Raw genomic sequence first — 21,921 nt, 5'->3', positions numbered from 1 at the left:
AACTCCCGGTTCAGGTTATAGGTAAATGCAAAATACGGCTGCGGGGGAGCCGGGATGAAATCTATTAACTTAAAGTGGTATATAATTACCCGGCCGATAAACGGACGGCTTGCTATAAGTATTGCTTGTCAGCTGTTTTCGTGATGAAGCGCATAGATAAAGCAACACAAAATGACGGCTTTTGCTTTATATTAATAAGTCGCTTACTTTGAAAAATTAATTGTAAGTTTGATAGACGTTGTTTTGCCTTCCTGCCGGGAACTGGTTAGCTCCAGTGATAAACTTACCCTTTAATATGCCTGCCGTTAAACCACATTATATCATTGCCATTGGTGCTTCTGCGGGAGGGATGGAAGAGATCAATTCATTTTTTGACCATACGCCTTTAGACGGTGTCTCCTATATCATTGTCCAACATTTGTCGTCCGATTTTAAAAGCCGGATGCTGGAGCTGCTGGGCAGGCATAGTAAACTGGTGGTCAAGGAAGCAGAAAACGGCATGCCGGTGCTTTGTAATGAGGTTTACCTGATCCCGAATGATAAGTTTATGACGATCCGCGAGGATAACCTATATTTAACGGCCAAGGATGCCAAGGGGCCGCATTTAACCATCAATACCTTTTTTAATTCGCTGGCTGCAGATTTTGGTGAAAAGGCAATTGCGGTGGTGCTCTCAGGTTTAGGGTCCGATGGGACCGAAGGGATCCGGGCCATCAAAAAGGCCGGGGGCATGGTGATCGCCCGTAACCCGGCCACTTCACCTTTCGGAAGTATGCCTTCAAGCGCTATTGCTACCGGCATGGTAGATTTTGTGCTCGAACCTGCGCTAATGCCCGCCGCCATTGAAGATTATGTTAAAAATATGGGTGAATTACTGACGGACACGGAAGACGATGAAAAAAACCTTAAAGCTATTATTGAACTGATCAGGGAAAAGTCGCCGCTTGATTTCTCAGACTATAAACAAAGTACGATCTTGAGACGGACCAAGCGGCGGGCCTCCTATGGTAATTTTACTACCCTGGGCGCTTATCTTGAATTCCTGCAGCATTCGCCCGAAGAGTTGGAAGCGTTATCTAAGGATTTCCTGATCAGCGTCACCTCCTTTTTCAGGGACCCGGCTGCGTTTGAATTTATAGAAGCCACCGTACTTCCGGCTATTCTGGAGAAGCTGCTCGCCGGTGAGGAGCTAAAGATCTGGGTAGCGGGCTGCGCCACTGGTGAGGAGGTGTATACCCTGGCAATGCTGATCTGTGAGCAGTTACAGGGTGAGCATTCGTCGGCAGTGGTCAAGATCTTCGCGACCGATATCGACAGCGCCGCGCTGGCGCATGCCGGGAAAGGTGTTTATAACGAAAGTATCGAAAAAGATGTCACGCCCGAACGGCTCGAAAGGCACTTTACCAGGGAGGGTAAAGCTTACCGGGTTAAACCGGATATCCGCCGGATGGTGATATTTGCACAGCATGACCTGGTTAAAAACCCGCCCTACTGCAATATGCACCTGATAAGCTGCCGTAACCTGTTGATCTATATGACCCCGGTGCTGCAAAAAAAGATCTTTACCATGCTGCTCTTCGGGCTCAAAAAGGACGGCTACTTATTCCTGGGATCGAGCGAGAACCCGATGCCTATCCTGAAAAACCTGGAAGTGGTCCATAAAAAGTGGAAGATCTACCGCAACCTGGAAACCAAGCGCGGTATCAGCTTTGACGCTTTTTCGCTGCCCGATCTGCTGGATATTAAACGTACACCGTTACGCGCGTCATCGCACGAAGAACAAAAAAATATAAGCCCCGCGTTGGCCGAAGCCATGAACCAGGGACTGGCCGAAGACCTGGATTGCCTGAGTGTTTGTATTAACGAGCATAACCAGGTGATTTCATCTTATGGAAATACCGCCAAATATCTGCTCCAAAAGCATTTCACTTCCGACCTGACCGCCCTGTTGGCTAAGCCGCTGGCGGTAGCTTTTAACACGCTGAGCACGCAGGCGGTCAAAACAAATGCACTGGCCCGGGCCAGCGGCATCACCATTAAGCAGGGCAAAACTGTCTTTAAGGTCAGCTTGGCTATAAGCCCCCTCGAAGTAAGAGATGAACAAAAGTTGTTTCGGGTAACCTTCAGCGAGGACCATACCGGCGCAGCGGTTCCGCAGGACCAGGTATTCGACGAGAAATTATACCTTGACCAGTATACCAAGAACCTGGAAGCAGAGGTCCGGGAACTAAAAGAAAAGCTGAATATCTCCTACGAGCGGTTGGATGCGTCCAACGAAAATATGCAGTCCTTTAACGAAGAGCTGATCTCGGCCAACGAGGAAATGCAGAGTACCAATGAGGAAATGCAATCCGTTAATGAAGAACTGCATACCATTAACGCGGATTACCAGCTTAAAAATAAAGAACTGTTGGAGATCAATGACGACCTGAATAATTATTTCCGGAGTAATATCAACGGGCAGCTGTTTATCAATAACGAACTGCTGCTGATGCGGTTCTCGCCGGGCGCCGTTAAACAGATCAACCTGCTTGAAACTGATATCGGCCGTCCGCTCAGCAATATTTCTACCAATATCAAGCTGGAAACCATTATCGAAGATATCAAACGGGTACTGGCCGAGGGGATTATTGTTACTAAGGAGATCGAAACCAATAACGGCAAATGGTACCAGATCATGACGATGCCTTATGTGCAGGCTGACAACAAGAATAATGGCGCGATCATTACGTTTAATGACATCACCGAATTAAAGCGGGCGCAAAGCGAACTCGATCAGCGAAATAAAAGCCTGCTGCGGATCAATGCCGACCTGGACCATTTTATCCATGCGGCCTCTCACGACCTGTTAGCGCCCCTGGGCAATATCGAAACCAGCATCAACATCATGAACCGGATAGCGTTAAGCGATGAAAAGCTGCATGATTTTTTAGGTATGATCAATACCTCGGTGAAAAAGTTCCGCGAACTGATCGTCGACATTGCCGCTATCGCCAAAGTAGAGGGCGATATGATCGCGCTGGAAATGGTGAACCTCGAAGAAACGATCCAGAATATTGAATGGAGCCTGGAAGGTAAGATCAAGGAAGCCGGAGCGGTCATTACCAGGGAACTGGAAGTGAAACAGGTGCTTTTCTCTAAAAAGAACCTGCGGAGCATTATCTATAACCTGGTATCCAACGCCATAAAATTCAGGCGCGACCAAAGCCCGGTCATCCAAATCACCACAAAAAAAGAAGGCGATCATATCGTTTTATCCGTAAAAGACAACGGCAAAGGGATACCGCAAGCTGCGATATCCAAAATATTTGACATGTACGGCCGGTTGAACCAGGATATCGAAGGACACGGTATTGGGTTATACCTGGCTAAAAAAATCGTCAACGCGGCGGGCGGCAATATCGTCGTGGAAAGTGAACCGGGCGTGGGCACTACTTTCCGGATCTATTTAAAGATCGAAGCCGAACAATTGGCTGTTACTCCCTTTTTAAATTAGCGATCATGAAGAGAATACTGGTACTGGACGACGACAAGGATAACCTGGAGATCCTGTCCTTTATATTAACCGAGTTCGGTTACGAGGTGCAGACCCGGATATGCGGTGATACGGTTTTTGAGGATATTAAAGCCTACCAGCCCGACCTGATCCTAATGGATGTAATGCTGGCAGGCCTGGACGGCCGGGCGATTTGTCGGGAAATTAAAGAAAACGAAGCGACCAGGTCTCTGCCGGTTATCCTGATCTCTGGAACGCACGACCTTGCGAAATCGCTTAATATGCCCGGTGCGCCCAATGATTATATTGCCAAACCTTATGATATCGACTATTTGCTGACCCGGGTTGCCCGGCAACTGGCCGCCTGATCAAACCCCTTCCCCAGGATTTAATAGCAGCGAGTTACCATAGTTGACGCCAATACCGGTGTTGGATCGCTTGTTTAATTTTATGCGCAGGCCCTTCCGTCGGGTGATGACAAAATTAATTTCCGGTTGCAAGATCTCTTTTGCATTATAGCCATTTGCTTGCTAAATTTATTCCGGTTACTTGTTGTCTTTATGGATACCAATATTTTTCTTCGGCACCTCCGTTCGTATGTGGACGTCCCCGACGCGGACTTCGGCGAATTCCTGAAGTTGCTGGTGCCGCTTACGCTGAAAAAAGGCGATCATTTTTATAGGGCAGGGGAGATACCCCGTTACAGTCCTTTTATCCTGCAGGGCTGTTTGCGGCAATACATCCTGGACGAATCGGGTCGCGAACAGATCATCTTATTCAATGAAGAAGGAAACTGGGCGGGGCAGATAGGCAGTATGCGCAGCAGGCTTCCTACCAATGTGTACCTGCAGGCGCTTGAGCCCTGCCAGATACTGGGCATCACCATTGAGCACGTTGACCTTGGCATGGAACGTTTTCCATGGTACCAGCGTTATTTTTTAAAAAAGTACCCCACCGATCATGCCCGGCTGCTGGAACAGGCCAACCGGCTGAAGACGGAGCCGCCCGAGGTGCTTTACCGGGAGCTGATGGAAACCAGGCCCTCATTGCTGCTTCGCATTCCGCAGCATTATATTGCCAATTACCTGGGGGTGAGGACGGAAACGATCAGCCGGATTAAAACCAGGCTCGTGCGAAGTTAATTTGTTGATCCGGATCAACGTTTTTAAAAAAAGTGTCTGCTAGCTTTATGGTATGGAACAGACCTCAGCTATTTATCAGTTAAAAAACAAATTAGAACGTACCCGCTATTACATGGGCGGATACTGGACCTTTTTGGCAATGGCCGACGATACCGGGGGACAATTCAGCCTCATCGAAGCCAACCTGCGCCAGGGAATGGAACCGCCGGCACATACGCATACGCTTGAAGACGAATCTTTTCAGCTGCTGGAGGGCGAGCTGGTTTTTACCGCGGACAATAAGCAATACCACCTGCGCCCCGGCGAATTTTTGCACCTGCCCAAAGGCGTTCAGCATACCTTCAAGGTGATAAGCCCTACAGCAAAAGTACTGATCCATTTGGTTCCGGCCGGGTTGGAAGCCATGTTCTTTGAACTTAGCCAGCCGGCAGCCGGGCTCGACTTTCCGCCGGCACCTGCCGGGCCGCCGCCTGCAGAATGGCTGGAGCGAGCCGCAGTCTTACAGCAACGGTTTGGCATCAGGAATATAGACAACCGTCAGATCAAAACTCAGTAAGCCTCTTTAATCTGGCAGATAACCCCTGTCGGGAGCTTATTAGTGATACAGTTTGATATAAAATGTTGTTCCCAGGCCGGGGGTGCTTTCTAACGAAATGGTGCCTCCATGTAATTCTATAATTTGCCGGGTAATGTACATGCCCAGGCCGGTGGAGCGCTCGCCATTTGTGCCCTGCCGTTTAGCATGGGTGAATTTTGTGAAGATGTAAGGCTGCAAATCCACCGGGATACCAATGCCGCTATCTTTTACCGTTATGAGAAAATCGAAAGATCTTTTTTCCAGATGAACAGTGATTTTTCCATTCGGTTCAGTAAATTTAATAGCGTTGGAAACCAGGTTTGAAACTGCTCTCTTGAGCTTAACCGCATCTGCGTGGATTTCTGCAGTGCCGGGATAAGAGAATAATTCAAGCTCAATCTGTTTCTCCAGCGACAAAATTTTGAAAGCGTCTACACTCATCTTTAAAATTTCATTTAGGTCAAGTGCCTCCTTTTTTAAAGTTTCTGCGCGCTGGTCCTCGCTGAACAGTAAATCATCGACGATGTCATTGGCATACTGACAGGCGTGCTGGGCGTAACCTATCAATTCCCTGTTCTCGACCGGATCACTTTCTTTTCCCAATAAATAAGTGATGTTTAAAACATTGGCTAAAGGGTTCTTCAGATCATGTGCAATGCCTTGTACCAGGTTTTTATGCTGCTCCATCGATTGACAGAGATAGTCTATGATATCGTGCCTGTGAACAACCCCGATCATCTCCTGTCCCTCATAAACTAACAAAAGATCCGAATGGACTTTATTCATCAGGGTTAATACTTCCGGGATAAGCTGTGTTTTAGATAAAACGGGTTTATCGCTGATGCAGTCAATTACCAGATTATACTTCCGGGTAGCTAAGTCGAAAGCGCTGATGACCCCAATTACCTTCATGTTTTCCTCTACAACAAGATCGCCGGTAGTTTCAATTAATTTTTTAATCTGGTTTGCGCCGCTCAAGGCGTTAACGGTTGAAAACTCAGTTTTTATAAGCGGCCCGATCAGCATAACTAGTACTCCAGTTTTATGTTATCAACAGATATGTTTATTTTAAAATCAACCCTAATGATCTCTCCTTCACATACAGTCGGAAAAACATGCTCGCGTAAAAGCTTCATTACCTTGTCGGCCGGAATTTTATGTAATATATTTCGCTGAACAAAAACAGCCTCAATTAATTCATCTTCTAATTCTATCATCTCAAATCCATTTGGCAGTAACAACTCAAATGATCTGCTGAGTCCTATCTTGCCTTGGGGAGAGTTTTTAGCCAGTATTAAAATGTCTTGAAATGGCGGTAATTTGATCTGTTCGAAATTGAGATTGATACTATACTTCACAGTAGGTGCAGGTTAAGGATAAATAAGCCATACCGGTTTTATGCAAGTACCATTATGGTTGGGCTAATTTAATACAATTTACCATACAATTAAAACTTCATGAAAATTGCTTAGGTTAAGACGGTGACAGATCTGCTTTCAATAATTATATATAATTATTTCTCTTTGGAGCGACAATTAATAGTTATGGGTCTCCATTTGGCTACAAAAAACCGCAGTTAGGCTACAGGCAGGTAAGGATTGCTGTTGATCTTTGTTTATCATTTATTAAAAAATAAAACATGGAAAATCAAAAGCACCATAAAGTATGGTTCATTACAGGGGCCTCCCGCGGTTTCGGGCGGGTTTGGGCCGATGCCGCCCTGAAGCGTGGCGATAAAGTGGCAGCTACCGCCCGCAAGCTGGAAAGTATCGCCGGTCTGAAGGAAAAATACGGCGATAATGTTTTAACGCTCGAACTCGATGTGACCAGGCCGGAACAGGTAAAGACTGCCGTAACGCAGGCTCATGAACATTTTGGCAGGCTGGATATCGTGCTCAACAATGCGGGTTATTCCCTGGTCGGTACGATAGAGGAAGCAAGTGCGGATGATGTCCGGGCGATGTATGAGACCAATATTTTTGGTGCGCTCGCTGTGATCCAGGCGGCCCTGCCTTTACTGTGTGCACAGGGCGGTGGCCATATCCTCGGTACATCCAGCAACCTGGGCCACGTGACCTTGCCGGTAATCGGCTACTACTGCTCGTCAAAATGGGCGTTCGAGGCGATCCATGAAAGCCTGGCGGCAGAGGTGAAAGCTTTCGGGATCAGGGTGACCATTATCGAACCGGGCGCCTACGCGACCGAATTCGGGAGTCCCGAATCGTTGAAATTTGCAGCCGGCCTCGATATTTATGCCGATTTTAAAGCCGAATTTTTCGACGGACTGAGGAGCCTGGAAAGGGGAGACCCCAATGCAACACCGGAGGCCCTCTTCCAGATCGTCGACACGGAAAATCCGCCGCTGCGGTTCTTTCTCGGCAGCCATAATTTGCCCTGGGTACGTACCGCTTATGCCGAACGGCTGGCGACCTGGGAAGCCTGGGAGCCGGTATCCAACGCCGCCCAGGGCGGATCAAAGTAATCCGGGGGTAAAAGAATTAATGATGACCGGTAATTGTAATGATTATCGGTTATTATTGTAATATACTTTCAAGATGAAAAAGGAAGAAAACGCCCGGCGTCAATTTGCGTCTTTATCGGAGGCTCACCGGGCCTTCGGTTTACCCCAGCCCCAGCACCCGCTAATCAGCCTGATCAATGGTGCCAGGGACGGGCTTGAAGTGAGCCGGCCGCCGGGTGCCCACGTGCTCCAATTTTATAAAATAGCGTATAAGCCCCGGCTCGGCGGGAAATTAAAATACGGCCAGGATTATTATGATTTTGATGAAGGCGGCTTATTATTTGCTGCGCCAAACCAGGTGGTAGGCAGCCCGGACGATTCAGGAGATTGCTCTGAGTATACCCTGCTGATCCACCCGGACTTTTTGTGGAACCATCCCCTGGCCAAAAAGATCAAAACCTATGGCTTTTTCGCTTATTCCGCCAATGAAGCCCTGCACCTGTCTGATCCCGAAAAGGAGACCATCATCTCCATTTTTAAGTTCATGGAGGCCGAGCTGAACAGCCGGATCGATGATTTTAGCCAGGAGGTTATCATCTCTCAGATTGAACTGTTGCTAAACTATGCCAACCGCTTCTACAAGCGCCAGTTTATTACCCGAAAGGCCATCAGCAGCGACCTGCTACAAAAGCTGGAAGAAATACTGGACGAATATTTTACTAACGAAATATCCACCAGCCACGGCATCCCGACCGTCAGCTATCTTGCCGAAAAACTGCACCTGTCGCCCAGCTATTTAAGTGATATGCTGCGCTCCCTGACCGGCCAAAATGCGCAACAGCATATCCACCATAAGCTCATCGAAAAAGCCAAAGAAAAACTTTCAGCCACCAGTTTATCGGTCAGTGAAGTGGCTTATAAACTCGGCTTTGAGCACCCGCAATCTTTCAGCAAGCTATTCAAAACAAAAACCAGGTTATCACCACTGGAATTCAGGCGGTCTTTTAATTGATTTCGTTTTTTCCTGATTTCTTGCTGTACAGGATCTTTATTTTCTGCTTTATGATACTGATTTTGACAATCGTCTGGATTTTCAATTTATCCGGCCCTGAAACCTGTTTTGCATGTACGGGAACAACCACTAAACAGGCAGCTACCTTAACAAAAAAACAATATGCCGCCTTGAGCGGTTCTGCGCCACTGGTGCTGATAATAATACAACCAGGCCCAAAAATGGCAGTTGCGAAGATTGCCGGGCTGATTTCGGAAAGTGAAGTAGCCTGGATGCTATTTGAGATAGAGGGCTTACTTAATCACATCTTCTAAAAAAAAACCGGCGTATCTGCGATGCGCCGGTTTTTTTTTAGAAGGGTAACGTTGATGATCTTTATATAGGGTCACGTATAACGTGTTGCAATTTAACAGTGATCAGGTAGGTGCCTTCCTGGAAAATTCGTACTGTAAACCTTGGGTTAGCACTGTATATTCTTTGGGTAGTAGGCGTCCATCCCGGATCAAACCTCACAAACTGACTTGGTATTCGGTAATAAATGGTAAAACCTTGCGCGGCTCCCTGGAACGGGAAAGGAATTACTTCAAAATTACAGGTTAACGACGTGTCAGAAACAATAACCGGGTGGAACTTGGCAAAAGTTGTAAAGTCACTTCTGTCGCCACGTTTGATGTATTCGTTATTTTTAGGGTTAAACGGAACTCCATTTTCGTCAACTATTTTTAAAATAGCCAGGGTGCCTTTTGCGGATAATTTTTGAACCGTAACTTTTGGTTCGCCAATGTCGCCGTTTGTGGTAGTACCATCTAAAAACCAGGCGCCACCTCCGGCATCAATTTCCGCTACATCGCCGTCAAACAAGTTGAAATTGGCAATGTTCTTGTAGGTTTTGGTGCCGTTTTCATTTGTCGCACTTATATCAAACTCATATTTACCGGCAGGCGCACTAGCTGTGGTACCGTAAAACGTAAAACCACCTGTATGTTCATTAAACTCAAACGTAGGCGAACTTACTATTTTACGCGTGCTATTAAGTAAGGCTACCGTGGTATCAACGTTTGGATCAAACTGTTTGATGTATACGTACCTTGGACGGTTTGCATATAATGAGTCGGCGTGTTTATGCGTAACCGCATCGCGTATATCCAATAACTTGTAAGTAACCGGTGCGCTTGATCCGTCATTATCAACAGCTGATGTTTGTACCACATTACCACGCTGAACCTGTATCGGGCTATCGCGGTAACGGATTTGGGTACTTAGAAAACCATGGGGTGCCTTAACGCAGGCCGCAACGCTTGCCACAGCAACAGCAGCAGCAATATAGATCTTATAATTTGTCTTCATTTCCTTAGCTTCTAAAATTTATTAATTGTTCTCATCATTAAAATAGGTAAACGTGTGGTAATTACTGAGCACATGCAAAATACCTGTGGTAGTGATTATACCGGTAGTTTGGCAAAGTGTGGTAAGCAACTGCGACGGAGCTACCTGGCTTACACCAGCAATATCAACCGGTACCGGGCCGCCAGGCGTTAATGGTCTAACCTTGGTGAGATAAATATACTGCGGATCAGTAGTGAAAATGCTACTGGTATACTCTGTGGTAGGGCGCATGTTTATTAAACGCTTTTCACCATCAAGCGCTGTTGCATAAACACCAACGGTTGTTAAATTACTGCGTGTATATTTATCCTTAAACATATAAGCTCTTAACGAGTCCTTAAGCGATGCAAAATCAAGATCGCTAAACTTCAATTTAAAGTTTTCATCATTTTTTTGAATCTGTAACTGCGTTTGCTTGGCTAATAAAAAATTGTGGAAAGAGTAATTAGTCATCGCAAAGAAGGTTCCACTGGTGTTCACGTCATTCTTTAAATCCATTTTGTCTATCATAATTACCAGCGTATCAAACGCGTGGTTTGTTTTAAGATAGTCATAGGTCGTCATGTTAACGTTAGCGTTAAACAAACTGCCACCAATCACATAATCTTTTTTGCAAGACGCCAGTCCGGCTGCTGCAAATAGTATGAATGCAAATATTTTTATATTTTTCATCTTATGATCTTTTAAAGGGTTATAATTTACCTTGCCAGTAAGGAGTTTGCGTTAATGTAAAATCGTCCTTGAACATGGTAGGGTCAATCGGCCAATAATTACCGCCTGCATTGACTCTTATGTCATTAATGCTCGCGTAATCTGATATAAAGCTGCTGGTTAAGCTGCCAATATGCTTGGTACGTACCAGGTCATAAAACGATTGTCCTTCATAAAACAGTTCACGTAAACGCTCTTCCAAAATTGTCCGCGTCAAATTATCACCTGTTCCGGCGTAAGCAGCTATATGCGCTCTGCTTCTCACCTGGTTAAGCAATGGCAACGCTTCGCCATCCCGTCCTAATTGGTTTAACGCTTCAGCACGTAACAGCATTATATCTGCCAGGCGGAAAATTATTAGGTTATTGGATAATCTTGCGTCATTTCTGGCTGAACCATCTGCATAAACAATGTTATCATACTTGATGGTTTGACCATTACCTGAATTTTGTGCCTGGAAAAAGTATTTAGCATACCTTACGTCTGAGGTATCTTTATACAATTTATTTACATAATCTCTATTTAATGGCCACTCTAAATTAGTTTTAGTGTAGATAAAAGGATACTTAAGAGTTGGTAAATAGGCACCGCTTTGATAAGATAAACCTTCACTTTGCCCGTAGCTGATATTGATCTCGAAAATGCCTTCAACAGATTTTCCGATAAATACTTTGCTAAATTGTGAAGTATCAGTTACCAATTGGTAACCACCATTAGTAATAACCTGATTGGCGGCTACTTCGCAGGCAGCATAATTATGCATCCAGGCTTGAATGTGAGCTTCTAAAGCATAAGCGCTTCCTTTGTTGGCTCTAACAGCAGTTTGGTTAGCATCAGTATAACCATATACTAAATCACCTTCGGCAACCTTCACGTCAGCCAAACACTGTTTTAATACAGTAGCAGCAGGCGTACGGGGTATGTTTACAGCCTGGCTTATGTCCAAATCCGGTGTAAGTTTCAACGGAACGTCACCCCAAACTCTACTCATGTAGAAGTAAGTGAAAGCTCTTAGGAAATAAGCTTCGCCAATGATTTTTTGTTTATCATCCTGGTTAGTAAATTTACCGATAGGGATGTTTGGAACCTTTGTAATGATCAGGTTTATTTGTTGTATTAACTGATAATAGTTTGACCAGTTCCAAAATGCTGAGCTAACGTTTAGCCCGGTAAATTGCCCGCTGGGTATAGGGGAATAAAAAGCGTCGGTTATAGCAAACTCATTTGCCGTAGCATCACCATATACGTGAAACGATGAATTGCTAAGCAACACCGAACGCAAGAGCGCGTAAGCACCGGCAATAGCGGTGTTAGCATCATTGCCATTTGAAAAATAGGCGTTGGTAAATGTAGAGTTGTGCGGCTCAAGGTCAAGTATTTTTTTACATGACGTGTTCACACTTATCAACCCGGTTATTAATAATAAGCCGGCTGTGTATTTTAAAGTTTTAATTTTCATTTCCATTTTTTTTAAATCCACCTGAATAATTATTAAAGGCTTAAATCAAGACCCAGCGTAAACTTTTTAGGAATTGGATAACCATTACCGTTGTAAATACCGTATGCGTCAACTTCTTCAGCATCAGGCACGTTTGATTTTTGGAAGATATGTAAGTTATCAACCATACCATAAACTCTTAAACGGCTTATGTGCAGGCTTTTTACAACACTTGGTTTAAATGTATAACCTAACGATACGGTTTTTATACGCATATAATTACCATTTTCAATCCAGGCTGATTGAACTTGAGCATATTTGTAACGTGTACCACTTACCGAGCTTAAAGATGGGTAAGTAGCGTTGTCACCAGGGTTTTTCCAATAGTTTATGCCTGAAAGGTCAGGGAACGCGTTATTAGCAAGATCATGGTATGGGTTAGGGTCACCGTCATCAGTAGGCACTAAGTGTGATAGTTTACCTACTAAGTATTCATTAAAGATAGAACGATCTAAAGTGAAAGTACAGAATACTGAAAATGTCCAGTTTTTATACCCAAAAACGTTATTGAAACCACCTGTAAATTTAGGAGCAGGATTACCGGCAGGAACATAATCTGACGCGTCAAGCGTACCATCACCGTTTGAGTCTTTCCAGATCGGGTCACCACCTTTAAACGGATAGCCGTAAAAGTTAAGCACGCCACCGGTTACCGGGTTAATTGGTACATCTTTATCTGTTTTGTAAACACCTGTTTGCAGGAACACGTTGTACTCATTCATGGGCTGGCCTTGTCTTAACACAAACTTATCGATATAAATATCACGTCCGCCGTTTGGCAATGCGGTGATCTCACCAGTATTGTAAGCGATGTTAAAATCAGTTTCCCATTGGAAAGCATTGCGCGGGTTAAAGTAGTGTGCAATAAAGGAAGCCTCTAAACCTTTATTTTGTGTACCAATAGAGTTGGTTATGATAGTTTGATAACCAGTTGTTACCGGTAAGTCTAAAGTAAATATACCTTTACTTGTGTTTCTAACATAAGCATCTAAAACCAGGTTAAAACGGCCATCTAAAAATGTAGCGTCTAAACCTAAGTTAGCTTGTTTAGAGTGCTCCCAGGTAAGATCAGCATTACTTAAGCTACCAGCAAAGTTAGGTGATATAGCGGCTACACCGTTATAGGTTGTAGACAAGTTTGCACCTGTTTGCGGGCTGTTGCTACCAGCAAAACCGCCAGCGCCAATGTTGTATGAGTTAAACGACAGGTAGTTGTCGCCACTATCCGGCTGGCGTCCGGTAATACCATAACTGCCACGCAGTTTTAATATAGTAAGCCAGCTGCTTGCCGGTTTCATGAAGTCTTCATCGCTGATAACCCAGCCGGCAGAAACTGATGGGAAGAAACCCACTCTGTTACCCGGACCAAATTTTGATGAAGCGTCAGCATTCATTACAGCTGATAATAAATACTTTTGTTTATAATCGTAGTTAACACGTACAAACTCGGTTGATATACCGCTTTCCAATAAATCAGAAAATGCGGTTGACCCGTTTTTGTCCAATACTTTTACAACAGAGATCTGATCATTCGGGATACCATCAGCAGTAGCACTGGTTGCCCTGTAGTTATGGTATTCCATATTTTGACCTGCCAATACGTTTAAGTGATGGTCTTTGCCTAATGTTGTATTATACTGAATGTTACTGCTCACTAAATAGTTTGCAGAGTTATCAACAAAACTTGACGCATAGCCGTAACCGCTTTGTCTTACAGCACCCGGTGTAAAGGTATCTTTACGGCTGCCGGCACTTTCATAAGAAAGCACACTGTTAAATGCGAAGTGATCAGAGATCTTCCAGTCAATAGTAGGACTGATAGTTACACTGTTGTTTGTGTTGTTGTCAGTATTATTTAGCGTACTGCCGTATATATAATCTTTATTAGCTTGTGTTAAGTACAAGTTAGAAGGAGGTAGTGCATTGGTAGGATAATAACCGCCGGTAAACGGATTTATGTTACCGCTGACGTCACTAAGTGATGTAGGCCTGTCAACACGGTAAAAGCGTATTTGGGTACTAACTTTTAAACGTTTTGAAATGTTAATACCAACCGTACTGTTAATTGAGTAGCGTTGTAAGCCTGTTTTTTTGATGATACCAGACTCATTATAGTAGTTTAAGCCATAACGGTAAGTTACAAGGTCATTACCGCCGGTTACCGATAACTCATAGTTATCAACTATACCGGTTTGGTATAACTCTTTTCTGTAATCATTGTTATTATTAAATGCAGGGTTCAACGTATCTGTTAAAATCTGCGGAATATTATTCAAATTGTTGTAGTTGCCATAGTGATTGATCAGATCAAGTTTTGCTCTGGTCTCTTCTGCACCGGTAAGTACTTTATCTAAATTAGGCTTCCCTGTAATACCATGGTAGGTTGAAAAATTGATACGGGTTTTACCGGCAACACCTTTTTTGGTGGTGATGATAATAACACCGTTAGAACCCCTTGAACCGTAAACTGCCGCTGCAGACGCATCTTTTAATATGTCGATACTTTCGATGTCGCCAATTGGGATACCTGCTAAAAGGTCGGTGCCTGTACCTGAACCGTAGTTAATGGCAGCGATATCTTCTGTGCTCTGAGGTACGCCGTCAATAACGTATAGCGGGCCCGAAATTGCCCTGGCCAAACTGGCCTTGCCTGATGCTGAGCTTGTGTTGTTATCAATATTACGGCTAACCGCTGTGTTACCCCTTAATACTACGTTACTTCTGGCACCGGGTTCGCCTGAAAAATTCTGGACGTTTAAGCCAGCAACGCGACCCTGAAGTAAAGCATCAAAGGTTGGAGCAGGCATATCAGCAATAGTTTTAGGGTCAACAGACGTTACCGCCGCACTTAGCGTTTTGCGCGATACCGTTTGGTAACCAATGATCACAACATCCTTTAAATTTTTCTGGTCGGTTTTTAAAACTACGATCAGGTTTGATTTTGCTTCGGTTATGTTTATTGTTTGGGCAATATAACCAAGCATACTTACGGTAATGGATTTTCCCACAGGTACTTTCAATGAAAATGCGCCCGTAACGTCGGTATTGACACCTATTGAAGTACCCGTTATTACTACAGATACACCCGGTAGCGTCTCGGATGCATCCTTTACAACACCCGAAACGACAACCCGAGGACCAACAGCAGGTTCGTTTTGAGCTTTTACAGCAAAAGTTTCCAAAGCAATTAAGATTGGAATTACGCATGCATAATAAAAGATTTTCTTTTTGTATAAGAATTTAATCATAATTAGAATTTAAATGAGCAGTTAATGATTGTTAATATTAGCTATCGGTAAAGTTTCAGCGCTATTGCTGGGGGGAGTTTACGTTATTGTTTTATCCATGTAGTATTGTTTATGTGAAAAATTTATTTATTATGATAAAACGTTTTATCAATAGAGGGCAAAAATTCAATCAACAGACAAGACATAATAAATTAAAATCTATCAAAAGCGTTTAAAGCAGGGGGTACCAAAATGGTAGATGTTTTTAAGAATAGATGGTGAATTTGTTATCTGTTTTATTCAAAATGCATACTGTAAGCACAAATATGTCATGTTGATCAAAAAAACAGATAAAACGTTTTATCTATAGCAGCGCACTTCTCTACCCCAAGCACGGCATGTTCCAAATATAGATTAGTAAAATGTTTTATCAAAAACAAAATTACTTTTTTGTTAAGAATAGATTATTTTTAATGTATTTATAATTATATAACGATATTTTAAAAAATTTATTAAAATAATTAATAGAATTAGGGCTAAAATTTTGATTAAAACAAAAGAAACGTCAAAATAAGTAAATTTTTCAAAGCATTTATTGCCTAAATATGGAAAAATAAGGTTGTTAAAGTTAATTTAAGGTAATTGTTGAACCTCTTTTTATAATTTCTGCCGGAATAAGTAGTTTAATTTTTGAAATGTTTGGTTTTTTATCGCCCATTTGTGAAAGTACTATGTCAATTGCCGATTTTGCTATTTCATAAGCAGGTTGTTTTACCGTTGTGATGCCCGGCGGATAAAAATCAAATATTTCGTTATCATCGAAACTAACCATGGCAAGGTTGCCGGGGATATTTAAGTTTAACTCAGTGATACTTTGCAGGCCCATAATGCCTAAATAATTGGTAGAAAAGAACAAAGCGTCTATTTGTTTTTGCTTTTTAATAAAAGCTTTGGTTGCTTTTACAGCTTTGTCGCGGTCGGCATCAAAAGGTATTTTCAATATCACCTTTTCCTCATTCTTTAGTCCATTTGCTTTCAGGGCGTCGCTATAGCCCCTTGTCCTGTCCTGTAATTGAATAAGTTCGGCATCAGCTGTCACCAAACCGATGTTACGATAGCCCGATTTAATAAGAAACTCCACAGCCTCATAAGAGCTATTGTAATTATCAACCAATACATGCGGAATATCAAGGTCCGGAAAATAGCCGTCTATTAGCACCACCGGTTTATCACGGGCCACCAGGTCCTGCACCTCTTTTTCCAAACCTTTTAAGGGCGTAATAATGTAGCCGTCAACCTGCTGCCGCGAAAGCATTCTTATGGCATCTTTACCTTTTTGGATATTATTATTTGTGCTGCAGTATATAACGCCATAGCCAGCCTTTTCGGCCTCTTCTTCAATAACTTTGGCCATGGCACCAAAAAACGGACCACCAATAGCTTCAACAATAAAACCTATAACTTTTGACGAGCCCGTGCGTAAACCCACAGCCATCCTGTTTGGTTCGTATCCGTTTGCGTTGGCTACCTCTAATATCTTTTCAGAAATTTCCTTACTTATACGCCCCTTGCCGTTAAGAACAAAAGAAACGGTTGTTATAGAAGTGTTAGTAAGCTTGGCTATATCTTTTATCGATATTCTTTTTTTAATCATGATAAACTTAATCAAGGTATATTAGGTTCGGACAAAACATATCAGTATAAATCCATCAACCGGCAAAGCATAACAATGCCCGTTAACAGATTTACAATGACATAGCGGTTTTGAAAAAGAAAGCCTTTAAACTTTCCTATAATTGGTCCTTGAGGCTAATATAATAATGATTAACCGTTTTACCACATTTTATATCAATATTTTTAAATAAATTAAAATGAAGTATTGTAATTGTGGTTTCGGCAGCTTTTTATTGGGGTATGTGCTAAAAAGCCAAAGCTCGCTTTAGAATTCGAGCGCATAACTTTTATCTTGCATACAGCATTGATTAAAAAAGAAATTGGATGCCGGCATTATAGCCAATATGGATGTCCTGAATTTTATTTCCTGATACATTTTTCCAAATGGAGCTATATTTGTCTGTCAGTTCGCGCCCTTCGTTTGAACTGGTATTTACGTAGTTAAAGGATGGGCCTCCGAATATTTCAAATTTAGGCGTGATCTTTAAAGCAGGAAGTAATCTTAAAGAGGATTTGAAGTATTCTGCGTGGTTAAAGCTCTCCAAATTGGTTGTAGCAACTTCCGCATTTAAAATGAACACCGTAGATCTGACTAAATGCGCACCCAGGCCACCCTCAAAGGCATATTTAACCTTTTTATTATCCAAGTTATAGCCAACTCCTATTATCCCATACAGCCTTTTTCCACCCGATCTGAAAGATATGATAGGGGTTAAGGTTTCGTCAATACTGGCGCTAATTCCTTTTTCACCGTTTTTAATCAAATTAATAATGCCGATAGCATAATCGGAGCTATCGGCAATGTTGATAAATCCGGCCATTTGCACGCCTTTAACTTTTTTTGCCATATTGATAAATCCGGCAAATTGTGATGATACATCATCTGACTTATTCAGAAAGCCGGCAAACTGGACGCCGCCGCTTTCTTTGGCAATATTTGTAAACCCGGCAAAGGCTAACCCTTTACTATTTCCATAGGTATTTATAAATCCGGCAAACATTGCGCCTGTCGCATTTTTACCAATACAATTAGATACGCCGGCTATTTGTACACCTTCTGCATCATTGCGGATAATGTTAGCCATACCGGCAATGGTTAATCCTGTTTCTTTTGCCGATACCCCCGTCAAAAGATTAAGGGAAAAGTTGTTGGTATCTGAAGATGCACGGTTACCATGATTGCTAATCGGATCAATTATCCCGATATGCACCTGATCAGTTTGATTTTGTGCTTTAACATTTGTACAGGCAATTAAAGTTAAAGCAAGTACGGCTCCATTTAGAGCCAGTACCCGGATGATGTTGTTTTTAGGTCTTAAGTTCATTTGTTTTAATGTTTTAGTTATTACAACGAAACCGGCATTTACCCTTACTTAAAAAAGTATTTATAGTCAGTATATGAGGTATTGATGACCGCGTGTGGTTAAATCGGCGATAATTTTTAGGCTTATTTTACGATTCGTTTTTTACTGCTTACCGTTTGCGCGCTGAAATAGCCCAGGCAGCCGCCGGAAATATTCGAGGTCGGGGTAGCTGGTGCCGCTAAATTGTCATTATTAAAAGCAACGTTCTCTGCCTCCTGTAAAAATTGGTAAGCATTTTTTTCTACGCCTACTAAACTCACATTCACAAGATCATTCCTCTTAATAATGCCGGTATCTATCTCCAGATGTGCATGAATATACTTGCTGTTTGATAACCGGTCGTCAATAGCTTCGAATCTTTTAAGATTAGTTCCGTTAACCTGTATAGCTAGTTTATAATAATTGGTAAAGCCCGTCGGGTCCTGAAAATAAACCACCGGCTGTATCTTGTTTTTAACAGCATAATCAAACGTAATAGAATCCAGCGGAACAGGGTAGGGCATAGTAGATGATGACCTGTAGGTTTTACCGTTCAACAATACCTGGAGCTGATAAGTGTCCCCGGGTCTTCCCGTTAGGGTATGCGTAGTATAGGTCCCTGCCGAGGTTTCTGTTAAAACATCACTGATACCTGTTGTTTGATCGGTGATGGTGACGGATGCCCCGGAAACATTCGGATAGATATTATCGGCATAGAAACTAACTGTATTTGAAATCTTGACATGGTATGGCCCCGTTGTATCACTTACAGTACCTATGATTACCAGTTGCGGCGATGAGCCGGCCAAAGGTGGCGTAATGACCTTTTGACAGGAAGACCAAAGTAGGATGCAAATAATTGAGATTATTATTAATGATAATGCTTTCATTTTATTAAAATTTAAAGTTGTAGGTAACAGATGGGACCATTTTGAAAAAGGTAGTTTGAACTGCCTGTGTTTTGTTAGCATTTTTAGGGTCGTTTCGGAAAATGATATCAGAAGGATTAGACTGGCCATACACGTTATATATAGAGAAGTCCCAGCTGCTTTCATATTTAGCTGTTTTTTTAGCTAAAAGCGTAGCTCCTATATCCAGGCGGTTATATGCCGGCAGGCGGCTGCTGTTTCGGCCGCCATAATAATAAACGGTGGCGCCATCCACGGCAAATTTTTCTGAAGGCCAGGTAACGGCGTTACCTGTGTTGTAAACGAAGTTGGCAGAAAATGTCCATTTCTTCCCGGCCTGATACATGCCCACCAGGGATAAATGATTGGTTTGGTCCTGGGTTGCCGGGTAGTAATGACCGTTATTTATGCCCGGTATTTTTCTTTCCGTGCGTGACAAGGTATAGCTTAGCCAACCGGTAAATTTACCTGACTTCTTTTTAATATAAGTTTCCCAACCATAGGCCCTTCCCGAGCCATACAGCAGATCCGCTTCTACATACTCGTTCCCGGCCAGATTTGCGCCGTTTCTGTAGTCGATTTGGTTTTGCAGGTTTTTGTAATAGATTTCGCTGGAAAACTCATAACCATTTTCGCGAAAGGTATGATAATAGCCTAACGACGCCTGGTCAGCTATTTCCGGTTTAATATTGTTACTGCTTGGTAAATAAATAATCGTGGCCGAAATAAAAGGGGAGTTACTTAATAAATGGATGTTTTGTACATTCCTGTCATAAGATAGCTTAACGGACGAGTTATTATTTAACTGGTAACTTGCCGCAAAACGTGGCTCGGGGGTAAAATAACTTTTAACGATCTTACCGCGAGCGTAATCAGTGCTGTCTGTTTTATTGCCATCTTTATCGTAAGTATAAAAGTGTCCCGGACCAAGCACAACTAACTCACTTAACCGCACTCCATACGTTATTTTCAGCTGGTCTGACGCGTTCCATTCGTTTGACAGGTAAAGCGCACTTTCTAAAGAATGCTTTTTTTGTAACGAGATATTGTTAAAATTTGATGAAGCGGCTGATACCGCTGCGCCTGGCTGGGTTATATGATAGGTTGATTCAAAACCAAAATTTAATTTATTTGCTGTATTCAGGTAATAATTAAAATTTTGTTTTAAATGATAGTCGGTGATCGCCGAAGAAACTTTAATAACATCTGTATTGTCGTCAAAATTTACGTTGTAAGTGTAATTGCTGTAAATTAACGAGGTGTTTGAAAACAGTTTAGCGTTAAAAATATGGTTCCATCTTAACGTTCCGGTAGCATTTCCGTAGTCCAGGCCCTCGTCGTGCTTAAAATTCATGACGTCCTTTCCAAAATAGCCCGACAAAAAGAGCCGGTTATTATCGTCTATCTGGTAGTTGCTTTTTAGGTTGACGTCATAAAAATAAATTTTACTGTGTTTTATAGTCGTATCAGAAGACATGCCGGTAAACAGGTCGGCATAACTGCGTCTTGCACTTACAATAAATGACCCTCTGTGGTCCCACAGCGGGCCTTGCGCGGTAAACCGGGAAGCGATCAGCCCGATTCCTCCGCTTGCTCCAAATTTCTGATTGTTCCCATCGTTCATCCGGATGTCCTCTACAGAAGATAGCCGCCCTCCATAGTTGGCCGGCATTCCCCCTTTATAAATCGAGATATCTTTTATAGCATCTGAGTTAAAAACAGAGAAGAACCCCAGCACATGCGAGGGGTTATAAACCGTGGCTTCATCCAGCAGGATCAGGTTTTGATCTGCACTTCCGCCCCGCACAAAAAAGCCGGAATTTCCGTCGCCGGCTGATACGATTCCCGGCAGGAGCTGAATGGTTTTCAAAATGTCTTTTTCGCCCAGCAGCACCGGCACATTCGCAATATCTTTTATGGAAAGCATCTGCACACCTGCGGGTGACGTCAGGATGTTATTGCTCCGGGATGAAGTGCTCCTGATTTTTACTTCCCCCAGCTGCCCCGAACTGGTTTTAAGGCTAACATTTGTCAGGATGTTTTTTGTTAACCGCAATTTTAAAGTATCTGTGAAATAACCCGTATAGCTGGTTAGCATAGTGTATTCCCCTTCGGCAATAGCTATCGAGTAAAATCCATAAGCGTTTGTGGTTACACCTTTGCCGGGTAATTCTAAAAAGCTTACTGTAGCACCGGGCAGTGTTTCACCCGAGGCGTTGTCTTTAATAGTGCCTGAAATGGTAAAAGTCTTTTTTGATTGCGCCAGTGCCAATCCCGGTGAAATCATGATTAAGAAAAGGATGAGGTGTTTTAATTTTTGCATAGAAAATGGTGTTTATAGGTTGAGGTGATGATGTGGATACTAATCGTTTATTATATCTTGGGCCATAATGCAGTTGATAAGTGCCAGTGGATTCATGTACAGCCCTGGCTGCAGAAACGATTTGAAAGCAAGTAATGTCATTTTTGATTTTTTACAGGTATTA

17 protein-coding genes are annotated in these 21,921 nt (G+C 42.9%); 7 read left to right on the top strand and 10 right to left on the bottom strand.

Annotation, left to right across the window (positions count from 1 at the left end):
- The first annotated feature begins 295 nt into the window (after positions 1-295).
- From LJ658_RS00945 to LJ658_RS00930, 4 genes are all read left to right on the top strand, one after another.
- Positions 296-3,496, top strand: a complete 3,201-nt coding sequence (locus LJ658_RS00945; protein ID WP_230544574.1) for a chemotaxis protein CheB — start codon at positions 296-298, stop codon at positions 3,494-3,496.
- Between the two features lie 5 nt (positions 3,497-3,501).
- The gene (locus LJ658_RS00940; RefSeq protein WP_230544573.1) at positions 3,502-3,864 is read left to right on the top strand and encodes a PleD family two-component system response regulator; all 363 of its coding nucleotides are present in this window, start codon (positions 3,502-3,504) and stop codon (positions 3,862-3,864) included.
- 192 nt (positions 3,865-4,056) lie between these two features.
- The gene (locus LJ658_RS00935; RefSeq protein WP_230544572.1) at positions 4,057-4,638 is read left to right on the top strand and encodes a Crp/Fnr family transcriptional regulator; all 582 of its coding nucleotides are present in this window, start codon (positions 4,057-4,059) and stop codon (positions 4,636-4,638) included.
- Positions 4,639-4,690: 52 nt separating this feature from the next.
- Positions 4,691-5,194: a cupin domain-containing protein gene (locus tag LJ658_RS00930; protein ID WP_230544571.1), complete on the top strand. Its 504-nt coding sequence runs from the start codon at positions 4,691-4,693 to the stop codon at positions 5,192-5,194.
- A gap of 39 nt (positions 5,195-5,233) precedes the next feature.
- Here LJ658_RS00930 and LJ658_RS00925 read toward each other — a convergent pair whose 3' ends face one another.
- Together LJ658_RS00925 and LJ658_RS00920 are read right to left on the bottom strand one after the other, a co-directional pair.
- The gene (locus tag LJ658_RS00925) at positions 5,234-6,241 is read right to left on the bottom strand and encodes an ATP-binding protein (RefSeq protein WP_230544570.1); all 1,008 of its coding nucleotides are present in this window, start codon (positions 6,239-6,241) and stop codon (positions 5,234-5,236) included.
- Positions 6,242-6,243: 2 nt separating this feature from the next.
- Positions 6,244-6,573 carry a hypothetical protein gene (locus LJ658_RS00920; protein ID WP_230544569.1) on the bottom strand — a complete coding sequence of 110 codons (330 nt, stop codon included), beginning with the start codon at positions 6,571-6,573 and terminating at the stop codon, positions 6,244-6,246.
- A gap of 281 nt (positions 6,574-6,854) precedes the next feature.
- Here LJ658_RS00920 and LJ658_RS00915 point away from each other — a divergent pair, with 281 nt between their 5' ends.
- The 3 genes from LJ658_RS00915 (at position 6,855) to LJ658_RS00905 (ending at position 9,002) form a co-directional block, all read left to right on the top strand.
- A complete protein-coding gene (locus LJ658_RS00915) occupies positions 6,855-7,697 on the top strand; it encodes an SDR family NAD(P)-dependent oxidoreductase (protein WP_230544568.1) in 843 nt (280 codons plus the stop codon).
- 73 nt (positions 7,698-7,770) lie between these two features.
- The gene (locus tag LJ658_RS00910) at positions 7,771-8,688 is read left to right on the top strand and encodes an AraC family transcriptional regulator (RefSeq protein ID WP_230544567.1); all 918 of its coding nucleotides are present in this window, start codon (positions 7,771-7,773) and stop codon (positions 8,686-8,688) included.
- Between the two features lie 50 nt (positions 8,689-8,738).
- A complete protein-coding gene (locus LJ658_RS00905; protein WP_230544566.1) occupies positions 8,739-9,002 on the top strand; it encodes a hypothetical protein in 264 nt (87 codons plus the stop codon).
- Between the two features lie 61 nt (positions 9,003-9,063).
- Here LJ658_RS00905 and LJ658_RS00900 read toward each other — a convergent pair whose 3' ends face one another.
- The 8 genes from LJ658_RS00900 to LJ658_RS00865 form a co-directional block, all read right to left on the bottom strand.
- Positions 9,064-10,035: a DUF5007 domain-containing protein gene (locus LJ658_RS00900; protein ID WP_230544565.1), complete on the bottom strand. Its 972-nt coding sequence runs from the start codon at positions 10,033-10,035 to the stop codon at positions 9,064-9,066.
- 21 nt (positions 10,036-10,056) lie between these two features.
- A complete protein-coding gene (locus LJ658_RS00895; protein WP_230544564.1) occupies positions 10,057-10,746 on the bottom strand; it encodes a hypothetical protein in 690 nt (229 codons plus the stop codon).
- A 19-nt stretch (positions 10,747-10,765) separates the two neighbouring features.
- Positions 10,766-12,244 carry a RagB/SusD family nutrient uptake outer membrane protein gene (locus LJ658_RS00890; protein WP_230544563.1) on the bottom strand — a complete coding sequence of 493 codons (1,479 nt, stop codon included), beginning with the start codon at positions 12,242-12,244 and terminating at the stop codon, positions 10,766-10,768.
- Between the two features lie 32 nt (positions 12,245-12,276).
- The gene (locus LJ658_RS00885; protein WP_230544562.1) at positions 12,277-15,465 is read right to left on the bottom strand and encodes a SusC/RagA family TonB-linked outer membrane protein; all 3,189 of its coding nucleotides are present in this window, start codon (positions 15,463-15,465) and stop codon (positions 12,277-12,279) included.
- 673 nt (positions 15,466-16,138) lie between these two features.
- Positions 16,139-17,164 (bottom strand): LacI family DNA-binding transcriptional regulator, encoded by a 1,026-nt coding sequence (locus LJ658_RS00880; RefSeq protein WP_230544561.1) that lies wholly within the window; start codon positions 17,162-17,164, stop codon positions 16,139-16,141.
- 328 nt (positions 17,165-17,492) lie between these two features.
- Positions 17,493-18,509, bottom strand: coding sequence for a hypothetical protein (locus LJ658_RS00875; protein ID WP_230544560.1), 1,017 nt, complete (start codon positions 18,507-18,509; stop codon positions 17,493-17,495).
- Positions 18,510-18,631: 122 nt separating this feature from the next.
- Entirely contained in the window at positions 18,632-19,417 is a 786-nt protein-coding gene (locus LJ658_RS00870; protein ID WP_230544559.1) for a DUF4249 domain-containing protein, read from the bottom strand.
- A gap of 4 nt (positions 19,418-19,421) precedes the next feature.
- Positions 19,422-21,758 carry a TonB-dependent receptor gene (locus LJ658_RS00865; protein WP_230544558.1) on the bottom strand — a complete coding sequence of 779 codons (2,337 nt, stop codon included), beginning with the start codon at positions 21,756-21,758 and terminating at the stop codon, positions 19,422-19,424.
- Between the last annotated feature and the right edge of the window lie 163 nt (positions 21,759-21,921).

The organism is Mucilaginibacter sp. UR6-11 (assembly GCF_020880695.1).
Taxonomy (GTDB): domain Bacteria; phylum Bacteroidota; class Bacteroidia; order Sphingobacteriales; family Sphingobacteriaceae; genus Mucilaginibacter.
This window is presented reverse-complemented; position numbering and strand designations above follow the sequence as displayed.